Below are 15,425 nucleotides of genomic sequence, written 5' to 3'. Positions count from 1 at the left end.
TGGCGATGAATTAATCAAATGACGTCAAATGATATATAGAGCGTTCAACAAGGGAATGGCTCGCATGACATTGGGTAGAGTGAATGCATTGCTTACCACCGTAGCATGAGCCAATAAAATGAAGAAAAGGAAGTGAATATGAAAAAAGTATTGTTGATTCTGATGGCATTAGCACTTACGGGCTGTATGACAGGGAATGATCTGACGGTTGTTAAAAATCGACACACTACAATAGGGCAGGAGTTAGTTGATCTTAAAAAAGCTCTTGATGAAAATGTTATTACGGTTGAAGAATATAGTGCCCTGAAAGAAGAGATTAAAAAGTCTGCAGAAGTTGGCGTGGATTTCAACAATGTTAATTAGATCACTATGCTTGCAAGGATTGCGTAAACCAAGCATTTAAAGCATAAGTACTCTAGAAGCTCAGTATCCAACACGCATGAGCAACGTGTAGTCGTTTTATAACGCATTGGCTTTTATGCTAACGGTGCATGCTATTGTTCGGCGTGGCAAAATCTCAACAAGGTAATGCCACAAAATGCTCAACTCATATCGATGTTCTATACTCAGGAAGTATCACTATGGTCACGAAATACCGCTGATGTGCGGGTTTCTTTTAGTGAATACGGTGAAAGTGCTAGTCCAAGTAATGGCATGAAGTTGGTACGTTCTATTTTCTATGGATATTCTATTGGAGATATAGAATGAAAGATCAAGAAAAAATCATTACGGTTGTTGAAACCCACACTGATGCTGAAGACGTCATTAAAACGCTTAAAAATGCAGGCTATGATGTAGCTAAAATCTCGATTCTAGGTAAAGGATACCATAGTGAGGAGCACGTGTCGGGCTTCTACAATACTGGAGATCGAGTCAAAAAATGGGGTACGACAGGGGCTTTCTGGGGAGGACTGTGGGGCGCGTTGTTTGGTGCAGGTTTATTTTGGTTACCAGGTGTCGGCGCTCTGATGATAGCAGGCCCGATAGTCTCTACCCTTGTTGGTGCGCTTGAAGGTGCGGTACTTACAGGAGGTCTCGGCGCTATCGGTGGAGCACTTGCGAGCATTGGTGTGCCGAAAGATAGTATCGTTAAATATAATTCAGCAATCAAAGCTGACAAATTCTTAGTTATTGTCCATGGTGATGCAGAAGATATTAAAAAAGCGAAAGCAATTTTGGCCGATTATGAACTTGAGACCATCAAAGCAAAAGCATAATAGTGGATTTTTTTCTGATTTCAGGCTACTGAATTAACCTTGATACAAAAAGCTCCATTATTCTGGAGCTTTTTGTATTTCTGAAACCGAAAAAATGTGCGGTTACTGTGGAAAACTGTTTCTATCCAAGAGCAAATTTGTATTAGAGTTATTTGGTCGTGTGAATAGCTTATCACTAAACCTTTCCGTTATCCCGTTTTTGCCCTTGTGTGGTACAATTCCCCCAGTTTTGTGTAATAAAAAGAATAGGAAACGCTTTGACTTCGTCACTGCCCCCAAAAAAGCAAAAGCTTGAACAGCCTGCTGCAGAGCAAAAGGCGCATGCTAATAATGCAGCATCACTTCGCAAAGCGCTGGAACAGTGCATGTTGCGAGACCGTTTTCGTTTAAGCAAACGCATCTCCGGAGCGAGTAAAATCAAAAAGGATGCCGCGCGTAATGCCGTGTTCGATGAAATCGCCTTAGACATTGCTCAGTCTATGATGGACGTAGAAATACGTGGCAACTATCAACCAAAGATTGAATACCCACCTATTCTTCCTGTTAGCCAAAAAAGAGACGACATCGCTAAAGCGATTGAAGAAAACCAAGTGGTTATCGTCGCAGGTGAAACTGGCTCAGGTAAAACGACACAGTTACCGAAGATCTGTGCAGAGCTCGGGCGAGGCAAGTTTGGTCTAATTGGTCATACTCAGCCGCGTCGTCTTGCGGCACGTTCGGTCGCAAACCGTATTGCTGAGGAGATGGAAACTAAGCTGGGTGAGTTTGTTGGTTACAAGGTTCGATTTAACGATCAAATCTCTGAAAAAACACAAATAAAACTGATGACTGACGGTATTCTGCTGGCAGAGATTCAGCATGACCGCTTTTTAAATCAATACGATACTATCATCATCGATGAAGCGCACGAGCGCAGCTTAAACATCGACTTCATCTTGGGTTATCTGAAAGAACTGTTACCACGTCGCCCTGATCTAAAAATCATCATTACGTCGGCAACCATCGATCCCGAGCGTTTTTCAAAGCATTTCAACAATGCACCCATCATTGAGGTTTCGGGTCGTACTTACCCAGTAGAAACACGTTACCGCCCACTAGGTGGTGAAGATGATCACGATCGTGATCAGCTAGAAGGTATCTTTGAAGCGGTCGATGAACTGTGCGATGAAGGTTTAGGCGATATTCTGATTTTTATGAACGGCGAGCGTGAAATCCGCGACACCGCAGATGCACTGTCTAAGCGTAATCTGAAAAGTACCGAGATCGTACCGCTTTACGCACGTTTGTCGGCTGGTGAGCAGAACAAGATTTTCCAACCACATGCTGGCCGTCGTATTGTACTGGCAACCAACGTAGCAGAAACCTCGTTGACCGTACCGGGCATTAAGTACGTTATCGACCCTGGTACAGCGCGTATCAGCCGATACAGTTACCGAACTAAGGTTCAACGTCTTCCAATCGAGCCGATTTCACAAGCGAGTGCGAACCAACGTAAAGGTCGATGTGGTCGTGTGGAAGAGGGGATCTGTATTCGACTGTATTCAGAGGATGATTTTAACGCTCGTCCAGAATTTACAGACCCTGAAATCCTACGTACCAACTTAGCCTCCGTTATTCTTCAGATGACCGCGCTTGGCTTGGGTGACATTGAAGCCTTCCCATTTGTGGAAGCGCCAGACAAACGCAATGTTCAAGATGGTGTGCGTCTACTTGAAGAGCTGGGTGCGATTAATCCAAATGCAAAAGATCCGAAGAAACGCCTGACCGCAAGTGGTCGCCAGTTGGCGCGTTTGCCTATCGACCCACGCTTGTCACGTATGGTTCTTGAAGCACCTAAATTTGGCTGTTTGAAAGAAATTATGGTCATTGCGGCTGCATTGTCGATACAGGATCCACGTGAGCGTCCATCAGACAAACAACAATCGTCTGATGATAAACATCGCCGATTCTTCCATGAGGACTCGGACTTTCTGACGTTGGTGAACTTGTGGGATTACATTCAGAAGCAGCAAAAAGCGCTAACGGGTAACCAGTTCCGCAAACAATGTAAACAGGATTACCTGAACTACTTACGAGTACGTGAGTGGCAAGATGTGTACTTCCAAATCCACCAATCGATGCGCGAGATGGATTACAAACTCAACGATGAGCCGGGCGCATACCAAAGTGTTCACAGCGCTATCTTGGTTGGTTTGCTGTCTCATATTGGTATGAAGGACCAAGAGAAGAATGAGTACCAAGGTGCTCGTAATGCTCGTTTTCATATCTTCCCTGCGTCTGGCTTATTCAAGAAACAGCCAAAGTGGATCATGTCAGCTGAGCTGGTGGAAACCTCAAAATTATGGGGCCGTATCATCGCAAAGATTCAACCAGAATGGATTGAACCGTTAGCGAAGCACCTGATCAAACGCAGTTATAGTGAACCACACTGGTCGAAGAAAAACGCTGCGGTGATGGCACATGAAAAAGTGATGCTTTACGGGGTGCCCATTGTTCCCAAACGCTTGGTGAACTACGGCAGTATCGACCCTGTCATCAGTCGCGAAATATTTATTCGTAGTGCTCTGGTAGAAGGTGAGTGGGAAACCAAACATGCCTTCTTTAAGCAAAACCGAAAATTGTTGCAAGAAGTTGAAGAACTTGAACATAAGTCTCGTCGTCGTGACATTTTGGTCGATGACGATGAGTTGTTTGATTTTTATGATCAACGAGTCGGCACGGAAGTGGTGTCAGGCAAGCACTTCGATACGTGGTGGAAACAAGCATCTAAAAATAATAAAGAACTGCTCAATTTTGAAAAAGAAATGCTGTTCAAAGGTGATGCGAGTCACGTGACCGATTTTGATTATCCAAATTTCTGGCATCAAAATGGTTTGAAGTTGAAGCTTAGCTATCAATTTGAACCAGGATTGGATAGTGATGGTGTCACGGTGCATCTGCCACTGCCAATATTAAACCAAGTAGAACAAGCGGGTTTTGATTGGCAGATCCCAGGCCTGCGTCATGAGCTTGTCGTTAGCCTGATCAAATCATTGCCAAAGAGCATTCGTAAGAATTTTGTGCCAGCACCCAATTACGCGGATGCCTTTTTAGCACGTACAACGGCAATGGATGCACCACTTCTGGATTCTTTGGAAAAAGAACTCCGCCGCATGACTGGTGTAGAGGTTCGTCGCGAAGATTGGAATATGGATCAAGTTCCGGAACACCTGAAGGTGACATTCCGTGCGGTTGACCATAGAAATCGTAAACTGAAAGAAAACAAAGATCTGCACGAATTAAAAGAGAGTCTAAAAGAGAAAGTTCAGGAGACCCTTTCTAAAGTGGCGGATGATGATATCGAACAGCAAGGTCTGCGCACTTGGAGCTTTGGTGAACTGCCGAGGGTCTATCAGCAAAAACGTGGCGGCTACGATGTGAAAGCATATCCGGCGCTGGTGGATTCAAAAGACAGTGTTGAAATCAAACTGTACGAAACCGAGTTTGAACAGGTGACGGCTATGCAAGCGGGTCAGCGTCGTTTGATTCTGTTAAATGTGCCGTCGCCAATTAAGTATTTACACAGCAATTTACCGAATAAGTCGAAGCTGGGCTTGTACTTCAACCCGTATGGAAAGGTACTGGATCTGATTGATGACTGTATCGCATGTGGTGTTGATAAGTTGATTGAGCAGCACGGTGGTTTAGCATGGGAGCCAGATCAGTTTGAATCTCTGAAAGAATACGTTCGTGCTGAGCTTGGTGACACTGTGGTAGAGATTGCGCAGCAAGTGGAAACCATTTTGACGACAGCATTCAACATTAACAAGAAGCTGAAAGGTCGAATTGATTTCACCATGGCGTTTGCTTTGTCAGACATCAAAGCACAAATCGAAGGTCTGATTTTCAAGGGCTTTGCGACCGAGTGTGGTTGGAAGCGTCTGCCAGATATCTTGCGTTACATGCGTGCGATTGAGCGTCGTATGGAGAAGTTGCCAATTGATCCAAACAAAGACCGTTTGCACATGTTGAAGATTGAGTCAGTGACGAACGATTACAAAGAGTTGCTGAATAAAATTCCGAAAGGCATGGTGATTCCGGACAACGTGAAAGAAGTACGCTGGATGTTAGAAGAGCTTCGTGTGAGCTTCTTTGCTCAACAACTGGGCACCCCATATCCGGTTTCTGATAAACGAATCAAAAACGCCATTGATGCTTGTTAATTTATATCAATGGCGAGTCTGATTTAAGCAGTTATGGATTTGTAAAAACGTACCTTATAGGTCTGTCTTTTTTGAATGCAAATTTAACTGGTATGAAATTTGCTTGATGCTAAAAAATGACACATTAAAGTCATAAAGGAGGCAAAGTTTTGCCTCTCTTATGTTTGTAGTACCAAAGCCAGACTTGAATTGCGGTGTTGGTAATAATAAAAAACAAAGGTTGATGATGAAGAAAACTTTATTAGCAGTGGCACTTCTAGGTGCATCTTCTGCGGCGATGGCAGACTCATGGATTTACGGTGGCGCTACTGTAGGTCAGTCTGACTACAAAGGCGAAACTGATACGTCATACTCAGTACACGTAGGTACCGGTATTTTGCCAATCATCGGTATCGAAGCGGGTGTTACTCAGCACGGTGAATTCAAGAACGCAGTAGGACAAGAGGCTAAAATGACTTCTTACTACGCAGCGCTCAAGCCAAGCATCGACTTTGGCCCACTTCACGTATACGCGAAAGGTGGTATTCACCAGTGGGATAAGAAAGTTTCTGGCGGTCAAAATGATGATGATATTGATCTGATGTACGGCGTAGGTGCGGAATACTTCATCTTTGGTCCAATGTCGGTTGGCGCAAGCTACATGAACTACACAGCGGGTAAAGAAGATATCGGTTCGCTCTCTCTAAACGCAACACTGCATTTCCTATAATCATTGATATGTTGATGATTAATATGAAAAACACCGGTATTCGCTGGTGTTTTTTTTCACCTAGCGTATGACCGCTGGCGCAATATTCGAATTGTCGTGCTGTTGTTCAATGTGAAATTTAAATCACAGAAAAGCGATTATCTTCAAAAAGTGGTGAATAAAAAAAAGCCAACTGATCTGTTCAATTGGCTCTTAGAAACATCGTTTGATCGTGAGTGTTACAGAATCATTTATTCGCCTGTCGAAAAAGGTTAAAGAGGAAGCTCAATCATGAAAGAGATGCTAATACCTTATATTTTGATTTGCTGGATCTTAGTCAAAATGGGGATCATTACATGGAATCTTCGCAATGCAGTGAAAATGGTTGGGGTTGGTTTGGGTATTTTGGTCGTGCTATTTCTTGGGCACCGTATGTGGTCTCCGGTCGATATGACCAACTCCACAACAGTCAAAGCCCCTCACGCGACATGGCTCCCTTTATGATGATGCAAGTGGATCAAGTCTTTGTTGATCACAACCAAAATGTGAAAAAAGGTCAGTTGCTTTATACGCAAGTGAGTGTCGACACAAAAAGCTCGATTGAAGCACTACAAGCAGAAAAGCAAGCTTTGAATGCACAAATCACAGCGCATGCAGCACAAAAGCTCGCGGATGAGCACGCCATCAAAAACATTGAAGCGAACTATAAGCGCTTAAGCAAAATGGGCAACTTTGCTGCAGAGCAAAACTTGGAAGATGTTCGAGCGAGACTTAATACGGCACGCGCAGCGGCAGCAGCAGTGGATGCATCGATTCAAGCTGTACGTTCGCAAATCACAGGGGTAGACGCACGACTAAAAACAGCACGCTGGCAAGACGATAGAAAAGAGGTTCGCGCGCCATTTGATGGCCAGGTTAGCTTAATTAATATTTCTGCGGGCACTATTTTTGGAGGGATCCACTTGTATGATACTTCACGAAAATTCGTAGAGATGCGTATTGCAGACCAAACCTATAACTTGATTGAGTCGGGTCAGTTTGCTGAGTTTTATGTCGATGCATTTCCAGGAAAAACCTTCCGTGGACGTGTCCATAGTGTGAGAACGGGCACCGGTGAAGCACAAGTTAGCCTAATGCCGGGTGATCAACACGTTCGCCAGCATATTGGTAATAACATGAGTGCTCACGGTCGCACGGTTCTTATCGAGTTTGATGAGAATATGAATGGTGGTTACGACATTCCGATTGGTGCGACTGGACAAGCTTGGATAAGTGCGAAGAAACCTGCAGCGGTCGGGTTTATCGATATGATTGGCGGGGCAACAATGCGTCTTACTGCAATGAAGTCGTATTTAATGGCCTTGTAGAAACAAGAGATGCGATAACTGAAAAGGTCTAGTTTTGGCCAAGGCATTTGGCTAATGTGGTGCTAACAAAGGAGAGGATTAGCTCTCCTTTGTTTTTCCATGGTATATAATCTTTTTCAATTGAAACCGCGTCTTTTGCGATTCCTAACCTCATCGCTGAGGTTGTTCCATCAGCGCCTTTCAACACAAAGTTCTAGAAAAGCCTATATAAGTCAGCCAGTTTGATAAGCATTTCTGGTTTATAAGGGCTGTAACCATACCAAACTCGACGATTGTTGGTTCCGCTAGAAAATGGTCGCTCAAACATGCGGCGGGATACCCACTGCTTTACAAATCATTTCAGGCTCAGAATCGGCGTACTCAAGTTGGGTGTATGTGGGGGGCCAATAGGTTTGATCGCCAGGCTTGCCTATAGTGCCACTATCCCCATCATAATCGCTTGGAATAATGCGTACCAAATAACGCCCATCTCGATTATGCACTGCGTACATCTTATCTTCAGTAGTGTAAGGTGATTGGGCGGTTTGACCTTCGGTCTTGGCGGTTTCAAGCCTTTCTTTGACCGCCATCATTCGCGGTGTTCAACTTCTTCCATGCTCTAAGGGAAAGCGGGTAATGTCGCTTCATTTGGGCCACGCTAGCCCTGATCACCAATGAGTAAAGTCGCGTTTCCAATGACAATTGTACCGCCATGAACTGTACTGTCATCAACACGAGCTGCCGCTTTACCATTAATTTGACTGAGCTAGAGCCTTCTTTTATTGGATCTGGAGGCCCACCACAAACTAACTTATCACCTTCATGAGCAGCAGGAAGTCCACCAACGTTTCAGTTCTTCCTGAACCCTACTAAATATGACTGCCAAACTTCATGTTGACCAAAAACACTGGGAGGAGGTCATCATGAGAAAATTAACTTCTGGAAAATGCAGTGGCATCAAAAGACCATTTAAGCTTGAAGAGATCTGGCGGATCAGAACTAGGCTGGAGATTGAAAACGATCATCAAGAACTGGGCTGCAAAACTGGGATTGAATGCTGACTATTACGGCACACATTCCATGCGCCGCACCAAAGCCACTTTAATCTATGCCAGAACGAAAAACATCAGGGCCGTACAGCTCTCTTGGATATTCGAAGCTAGATAATACTATTAGATACCTCGGAGTTGAACTAGAAGACGCTCTGAGACTTTCTGAGCAAACGGACTGCTAGAAGGACGGATACAAGCTTTTCATACATGTGTGCTGACGGGGCATAAAACACAAAAATTCCCAAATTCTTTGTTTCAGGGCTAGTTTCTAGCTACTCATCATTGAATATCATTTTCGAATCGAGAGTGGTCATCGATGAGTAAAAACATTTATTGGCATTGCAGTGAAGTCAACCATTTCAATCCAATCAACACGTTATAGTGTTTTGAATATTTCATCGATTGGTAATCTAGCTTTTGGCAACCCGAAATTATAATCTTCATCTTCTTTCGGATATCCCATAGCTAAGGCTACCTCACAAACAAAGCCATCTAATTCTTCTTCGAACGCTTGTCCTATCAGGGCCGTATCGACTCCCTCCATGGGTGTGGAACCAATTTCCAATCGAGCCAAGGTGTGCAGAGCATTCCCAAGCGCCAAATACATTTGCGCTTTAGTCCAATAGCCGTTGTAGCCTGCATCATCAGTGTTCACTTCCGCGAACGAGAAGCCTCCGTTTAGCATATTGTCATACATGTCTTCCGGCAGATGGCCGGAGTCTACTTCAACATCTACGCAATGCGCATATTGCTCTTTCGTGAACTTAGGGTTGTAGGCAAAAAGAATGACATGAGATGCCTCAAGGGCGTGGTGTTGATTGAATTGATACTTGATAGCAAATGTGTTGTGGAAACGCTGTTTGGCCTCGTCACTTTCCAATAACAAAAATTTCCAAGGTTGGGAGTTAATGGATGAGGCTGACATCCGAATCGCTTCTTTAATTATCTCAATTTTATCTAAAGGAATACGCTTACTGGAGTCATACTGCTTAACGGTATAGCGAAAGTGCAAATCTTTGATGATTTGATTCATTGTATGTCCTTATTAGGTGTTTGATTTTCTATTAAAGCCTAGTACAAAATATCAAGTTTAAATATTTGAACTGCTCCACAATACTGGACATCAAGTTAAGCGACTTTTGATACTTGTAGTTATCCATAATTTACCAATTTGGTAAAACACTGAAACGCTTTTGCTCCAAAGTTTTCAACGTTGATTGATTTGAACTTGAACAAACCAAAAACTAATGTATAGCCTTTGCTAAACAAAGCAGTCCAAAACACGACTCATTGCTGTTACCACACAGCTAAAAAATCAGTATCAAAATCACTAACTTTAGTTAAGATAGAGTCAATGCCACAATTCATATAAGCATGCTTTACGTGCTGTTAATTAGTTTTTATTTAAAATACGGGGTGCATCATGGGTACAGTTATAGGTATGTTGGTCTTGGCGTTCATCGCGTACTTGGTAAAGAAAAATACGGGGCTGCACTTACATCAGTGGTTTTCTAAGAAGTATCAAGAATATCTAGACACGAAGAGAAAGAACAAAAAATCAGCATGACTCACGATGAGATGTGTTACTTCCATTCGTCATGCCCAGAACTTTCTCAGTGGCACATCGTAAATCAGAATTGTCCATGAAATGAGTCAGTGATTCTTCCGCTCAACTCAGTCACTAGAATATCTACGCAAACAAAAAGGGGCTACGTGAGCCCCTTTCTATATTTGGATAAAAAGCCGTTAACTCAAGCTTTCTGTTATCACTGGTTTGGTATTACGTCTTGCAATCCAATACGCCACGCCTCCCCAAAGCAGTGTTAGACCCCATAGCCCCGTCCAATATTGCGCCACTTGTTGCCACGTTGCGCCCATTTGGTTGAGTGCTAAAAAGCCTTTAATTGCCCATGTACTTGGGCTTAAGTCTGCAAACCAAAGTAGGGGGGCCGGAATCGATTCAACCGGCCAAATAAAGCCCGCTAAAAAGACTAATGGCAACGAGCTAACAAGTACGACAACAGAGACCAGTTCGCGTCGTGGTAGTAAATAACCGAGCCATAATCCCAAGCCACAGCATCCGAGTAAAAATGGCAGTAACATGGTGAGCAATTCGCTCGGGTTTGCAACGCGGTTGACGCTTAAGCGCTCAAAACTAAAACCAAAGTAATACGCGCTAAGTAGGTAGTAGATTGCAACAAAAACTAAGGTTCTGGCGAGCAATAAAGCGCCGGTTGATGCTTGTGACCAATAACCACGCCCATGGCGTTGCGTACCCGTTTGCAAACCCACCGCCATGATCAGAGTCTGCTGTAGTATCAGTACGAATACCGCGGGCACAACATACTCGATGTATCCCATGGTTGGGTTGAAGGTCGGTTTCATGTTGAGCTTGAATGCAGAATAATCGTGGCTTGCCATATTTAATGGTACGCCATCAATGAGCATTTTACTTACTTTGACTTGCGCACTTAACGTATCACCGGCTTGTGCTAATCCTTCTACCACTGTGCCGTAAACCAAGAAGTAAGAGGCGTCAGCGGCGTAAGCCAGAGTTGGGCTTTTACCTAACATTAAATCTTTGTAGAAGTGCTCTGGGATCACCAAGAAACCGGTGATTTCACGATTGAAAAATGCGTTTTTTGCATCAGCAATAGTGTATAAACGGGCAACAATGTTCACTTGTGGGGTCGCATCCACCATGCGCTCCAGTGTTAAGCTCGTTTGGCTTCCATCTAAGTTAACAACCGCGATAGGTTGTTCGCGCGGGGTTTGCTGTGCGTAGGGGAGTGGATACAAAAATGAATAAAACACCACACCACCAAATACAGTAAGCACGACGACTGGGTTGGTTAAGACTGAGCGAAATTCAGTTTTAATCAATTGCCAAAAACTCATGCTGCCTCCTGTGGATCGTTATTGCTTGCCATGCTGTCTTTAATCGCAGCATCACGATGCTTGAGCACAAGTACGACGGTGAGCATTAGGGGAATAGTATAACCAATCATTGGCCACATAGAGCTGAGAGATTGAGCCGCACTAGCACCATAGTTAGCTTGGTCGATCTGCACTTCAATATAGTAAGTGATAGGCAATAATCCACGCCACGCCTGAGCCAATGCGTTCATATCAGACACTGGAAACGTAATCCCCATAAAAGCAAAGCTAGGCGCAGTAAAGGCTCCAGCAAAACTCATCGCACGTGCAGGATCCATCGGTAGGAAGAAAAACAATGCCCCCATAATGATACAAGCGATAATGGTAACGAACTGTGCAATTAACATGACAGTAAAGCTGCCTTCCATTGGCCAATCTAACAAAACGTAAAACCAGTATAGGAAGAGGGCACTTTGAAGCATAAACACTGGAATGTATTGGCTAAGAATCTTAGCCAATTGCTGAATGGGTTTTTCTCCCAAGAACGCAAAACGGTTTGCTTTGTTTCCATAGATACGAAAGTGTGCAGTAAGGATCAAGATGGTGCTCACCACGATGCCAATTTGCCAAATAGCCGGGACGATAGCCGTAACCAAGAACTGAGCATAGTTAGTATTTTGATTAAATAGTGCAGTTATTTGAGTAGAAATTGGCACAGCCTGGTCAAGAGCGGCTAGCATAGTAGTATTACCTTTTGCCAGATTACTCATCGCTTCTAATTGCGCATCAAAGTAGCCAAATGATTGTTCCACTGCTGAGCTGATAAGCTTTGCAACCAGAATATATTGGCTGTTGAAGAACACGGATATCTGCGGTTGGCGATGCTGAAGAATGTCCTGATCTAAATTATGGGGGAGTACTACATACGCGTAGATGTCACCTTCAATCATGGCGGTCTTTGCTTCTAAAGCACTATTGTACTGAAAATTTATCGACAAAGTTGGTGATGCATCCAAGGTCTGCATCATTTTGCGTGAGAGTTGGGAATGTTGTAAATCTACCATGCCAATGGGTAGATCTCTTGCAATGCCAATAGAGAAAACACCCCAAATGGTGACGGCTAATAAGACAGGAAGCCAAGTCAGACACGAAAATAACCATTTATCGCGCCGTAGGATCTGTCGTTGTGAGATAGGAATCGTCATAGAGTTAAACCAATGCCATTAAAGTTCAACCACAACGCTCATACCCACACGCAGCCCAGACTCTTCTTGGGTTGGTCGGGCTTCCACTTCAAAAGTACGAAGATCAAACCCTTTAGATGCATCAGTGGCGCGCCATGTTGCGAAATCACCCATCACAGCAACATGAGTAACTTTGAACTCCACTTCTCTATCTAGCGCAGGCAGGTAAGCATTAAAGGTCGTTCCTTTGGTGAAGTGATTCAGAAGATCTTCCCGAACGTTCAAGGTTGCCCAAGAGTCCTGAATATCGATAACGGTGACCACAGGGAAGCCTTGTGGAGCGAGTTCACCGCTTTGCAATAACACTTGTGATACTTCACCATCAAACCAGCTAAAGATTTTGGTGTCTTTCACATAAGCCTCAACTTCTGCTACGGCACCAGCTGCCATTTTAACTTTTTCAGCAGCGGCAACTTTAGTTTCGGTACGCGTTCCCTCTTTTGTCATCTGGTACATTTGCTTAGCGGCACTTTCGGTGTATTTTGCCGCTTGCCATTGAGTGAAAGCTTCATCACGTTTTTGTTCTGCTATGACGCCATCATTGTACAAATTTTCCACACGTCGGTACGTTTTGTTCATCAAACTTGCTGCAGCTTTTGCTTTTAACCATTGATCTTTTGCTGCTTGGATTTGTTGTTCACGTGCGCCTTTTTCAGCTTCTAATGCCAATGCGCCCGCCGCTTTTTCTTCGGCTTTAGCTTGCTCTAGTTTAGCCTCTATCTCGGGATTGTGCAGAGTGAAAATAAGCTGACCTTTTTCGACATCATCGCCTTTACGTACGAGGACATCATCAATACGCCCCGGTACTTTTGACGAAATCGTGTACTGTTGAGCTTCGATCAAACCTTGTAGGCGAACTGGTTCTGGTTGGTATGCGTGGTAAAATTGATAGCCAACCCAAGAAGCGATACCGAGAGCGCAAAGAGAAAGTAGAGTGGGTTTTAAAGATTTTGCTACCATGAACTATTTGACCTTCTTATCTGTTGAGGTTGATGAATGTGCAGTGCTTTGGTATTGATTAAAACTATTCATTTCATTGCTAAGCGCTAATAGTTTGGTTAACGACATTAAATATTGAAAACGTGCTGTTGATTGTTGAGTTTTGATACTCGCGACAAAGAGTTGAGCGTCAACAACGTCGAGCGAAGTGGCAAGACCTTGTATGAAAGATTTTTGTCTAAGGCGTAAATTTTCGTTGGCGAGTCGTATACTGGACTCCAAGCCTTCCACTTCATCAATGGCTTGTTGAGCTTGGAGATAGGTTTTTTGTACCAACAAAGAAAGGTCCTGTTTCGCCTGTGATTTTAGTGCGTTCACTTGCCTGATCATGCTCTGCGCGGCTTTAACTTGTTCACTACGACCCGATGATTCAATCAGTTGTATGTTCACCCCTACGCCCACTAGCCAATCTGGCTTCATTTGGCTCGCGAGGGAATCATCTTCATACAAGTTGTAATCACCAAATAGGAAAACCTCTGGATAATATTTGCCCTTTTCTGCTTTGAGCAAGCTAGATGCCTGCTTGTGCTTCGCGTCGAGTAAATCTAAACCAGGGTAGGTAAGTAGTGTTTGATCAATAAATGCGTTAAGAGGAGGAAGTTGTTTATTTATAAACAAAGCCTCAGAAGGTTCAACCAAGCCAACTTGCTCTAAAATCTTACCCAACGCTGATTGAGCGATGACCAAATCGCTGTTTGCTTTGCGAGTGTCGACTTTTGCTTTGTCGAGGGATGCTTCAGCTTGAAGGCGCTCAACTCGCGAGATTTGACCTTGCTCTTCCAATTTTAGTGCGAAGTCGCGGTGCTTTTCTAAGTCTTTCTCAACGGCTTGACGTGTCGTTAGCACTTCTTTGGCGAGCACCACTGAGAAATAGTATTTTGCAAGATCTTCGAAGCGCGCCTGCTGCTCCATCGCTAGTTGGCTTTTCGCCTCATCGGTTTTACCTTGTGCCGCTGATTGAGCTGCATCAATACGGCCTCCGGTAAAAATTGGCCAGATTGCCCGGATAGAAGAAGAAAAAATATCACGCTCAGTGATGGTTGAGGTGGTATTTGCTAGCGTATTGAACACAGGCTCAACTATCGGTAGAAACTCCGGTGGAACGCTAATTTTTTGCCCAGTACTGTCGAATATCTGTTGGCCTGACAGGGTGACATCGTTATCCAAGTGAGTGTAACTAGCACTAAGACTTACCTGAGGAAGATTCAAGTTATCTGTCGCATTTTGCTGATACTCGTAATTTTCTACGTTGGCACGCTTTGCTTTTATAGAGTAGTTGTTTTCTAACAATAACTGCCATGCATCACTGAATGTAATTGGAGCTGCTTGGCAGGCAAAGGAAATAGAACTACTAAGAAGACTTAAAATCCAAAACTTTCCATATTGTGTCATAGTCATCCCTTCGTTTAGAGTAATAACTCTAATATAAGGTAATAAATAGTAAGTGTTAAGTAGTTAATTTGGAATTAATAGGGATTGGGTTGCGCCCTCTTTCTAGTGTAGAGGGCAAATGGGCAAATAGGTCAGTTAGGGGCTATTTTATTGAAGGGCAATAAAACTCAGCTCTCCACTCGAGTTGACGAGAGCCACGAATCGTATTCAGTAAGTCTTTACCACTCATTTGAGGAAAGGAAAGCAGCACTTTAAGGTCGTATGGGCTAACTTCGCTTTTTTCATAAGCTCTGACGTGGGTAAACGTTGAATACATATTTTCTGACAGCATAGCCTTATTAAGGCAAATTCCAAATGTATCTCGTTCCATGCTTTGATATTCCTTTGTAACTATAAGTGCATCTTTGT

At 43.6% G+C, this 15,425-nt stretch carries 11 protein-coding genes and 2 pseudogenes; 6 read left to right on the top strand and 7 right to left on the bottom strand.

From position 1 onward, the window contains the following. The first annotated feature begins 138 nt into the window (after positions 1–138). The 5 genes and pseudogenes from AK966_RS00145 (at position 139) to AK966_RS00125 (ending at position 7,474) form a co-directional block, all read left to right on the top strand. A complete protein-coding gene (locus tag AK966_RS00145; protein WP_099078777.1) occupies positions 139–363 on the top strand; it encodes a hypothetical protein in 225 nt (74 codons plus the stop codon). Positions 364–704: 341 nt separating this feature from the next. Beyond that, positions 705–1,217, top strand: coding sequence for a general stress protein (locus AK966_RS00140; protein ID WP_099078778.1), 513 nt, complete (start codon positions 705–707; stop codon positions 1,215–1,217). Positions 1,218–1,474: 257 nt separating this feature from the next. Next, positions 1,475–5,419: an ATP-dependent RNA helicase HrpA gene (gene hrpA / locus AK966_RS00135; RefSeq protein WP_409119912.1), complete on the top strand. Its 3,945-nt coding sequence runs from the start codon at positions 1,475–1,477 to the stop codon at positions 5,417–5,419. A gap of 226 nt (positions 5,420–5,645) precedes the next feature. After that, complete coding sequence (locus AK966_RS00130) at positions 5,646–6,128, top strand: porin family protein (protein ID WP_099078817.1); 483 nt, start codon at positions 5,646–5,648, stop codon at positions 6,126–6,128. Between the two features lie 270 nt (positions 6,129–6,398). Beyond that, positions 6,399–7,474 (top strand): annotated as a pseudogene (locus tag AK966_RS00125) (HlyD family secretion protein). A 299-nt stretch (positions 7,475–7,773) separates the two neighbouring features. On the opposite strand, the gene AK966_RS00120 reads toward AK966_RS00125, so the two are convergent. After that, positions 7,774–8,046 (bottom strand): hypothetical protein, encoded by a 273-nt coding sequence (locus tag AK966_RS00120; RefSeq protein ID WP_119463308.1) that lies wholly within the window; start codon positions 8,044–8,046, stop codon positions 7,774–7,776. 439 nt (positions 8,047–8,485) lie between these two features. Here AK966_RS00120 and AK966_RS20380 point away from each other — a divergent pair. After that, positions 8,486–8,687, top strand: a pseudogene (locus AK966_RS20380) (integrase); the annotation flags it as partial. A gap of 194 nt (positions 8,688–8,881) precedes the next feature. Here AK966_RS20380 and AK966_RS00110 read toward each other — a convergent pair. The 6 genes from AK966_RS00110 to AK966_RS00085 form a co-directional block, all read right to left on the bottom strand. Continuing rightward, positions 8,882–9,538: a nitroreductase family protein gene (locus tag AK966_RS00110; protein WP_099078791.1), complete on the bottom strand. Its 657-nt coding sequence runs from the start codon at positions 9,536–9,538 to the stop codon at positions 8,882–8,884. A 713-nt stretch (positions 9,539–10,251) separates the two neighbouring features. Beyond that, on the bottom strand, positions 10,252–11,403 hold the full coding sequence (locus AK966_RS00105) for an ABC transporter permease (RefSeq protein WP_119463307.1): 1,152 nt from the start codon (positions 11,401–11,403) through the stop codon (positions 10,252–10,254). Next, positions 11,400–12,587, bottom strand: coding sequence for an ABC transporter permease (locus AK966_RS00100; RefSeq protein ID WP_099078793.1), 1,188 nt, complete (start codon positions 12,585–12,587; stop codon positions 11,400–11,402). Before AK966_RS00100 ends, AK966_RS00105 begins: the two co-directional genes overlap by 4 nt. Positions 12,588–12,605: 18 nt before the next feature. Continuing rightward, positions 12,606–13,586, bottom strand: coding sequence for an HlyD family secretion protein (locus AK966_RS00095; RefSeq protein ID WP_099078794.1), 981 nt, complete (start codon positions 13,584–13,586; stop codon positions 12,606–12,608). Positions 13,587–13,589: 3 nt separating this feature from the next. Continuing rightward, the gene (locus AK966_RS00090; RefSeq protein WP_119463306.1) at positions 13,590–15,017 is read right to left on the bottom strand and encodes a TolC family protein; all 1,428 of its coding nucleotides are present in this window, start codon (positions 15,015–15,017) and stop codon (positions 13,590–13,592) included. A 142-nt stretch (positions 15,018–15,159) separates the two neighbouring features. Next, on the bottom strand, positions 15,160–15,387 hold the full coding sequence (locus AK966_RS00085; RefSeq protein WP_099078796.1) for a hypothetical protein: 228 nt from the start codon (positions 15,385–15,387) through the stop codon (positions 15,160–15,162). Positions 15,388–15,425: the final 38 nt, after the last annotated feature.

The sequence above is a fragment of the Vibrio sp. PID23_8 genome (assembly GCF_003584965.1).
Classification (GTDB): Bacteria; Pseudomonadota; Gammaproteobacteria; order Enterobacterales; family Vibrionaceae; genus Vibrio.
Note: the sequence above shows the minus strand (reverse complement) of the source record. Positions and strands in the feature narration are given on the sequence as shown.

Coding starts and splice junctions, on each gene's coding strand:
- AK966_RS00145 (WP_099078777.1), top strand. CDS start 139: ATGAAAAAAGTATTGTTGATTCTGATGGCATTAGCACTTACGGGCTGT.
- AK966_RS00140 (WP_099078778.1), top strand. CDS start 705: ATGAAAGATCAAGAAAAAATCATTACGGTTGTTGAAACCCACACTGAT.
- AK966_RS00130 (WP_099078817.1), top strand. CDS start 5,646: ATGAAGAAAACTTTATTAGCAGTGGCACTTCTAGGTGCATCTTCTGCG.
- AK966_RS00120 (WP_119463308.1), bottom strand. CDS start 8,046: ATGATGGCGGTCAAAGAAAGGCTTGAAACCGCCAAGACCGAAGGTCAA.
- AK966_RS00110 (WP_099078791.1), bottom strand. CDS start 9,538: ATGAATCAAATCATCAAAGATTTGCACTTTCGCTATACCGTTAAGCAG.
- AK966_RS00105 (WP_119463307.1), bottom strand. CDS start 11,403: ATGAGTTTTTGGCAATTGATTAAAACTGAATTTCGCTCAGTCTTAACC.
- AK966_RS00100 (WP_099078793.1), bottom strand. CDS start 12,587: ATGACGATTCCTATCTCACAACGACAGATCCTACGGCGCGATAAATGG.
- AK966_RS00095 (WP_099078794.1), bottom strand. CDS start 13,586: ATGGTAGCAAAATCTTTAAAACCCACTCTACTTTCTCTTTGCGCTCTC.
- AK966_RS00090 (WP_119463306.1), bottom strand. CDS start 15,017: ATGACACAATATGGAAAGTTTTGGATTTTAAGTCTTCTTAGTAGTTCT.
- AK966_RS00085 (WP_099078796.1), bottom strand. CDS start 15,387: ATGGAACGAGATACATTTGGAATTTGCCTTAATAAGGCTATGCTGTCA.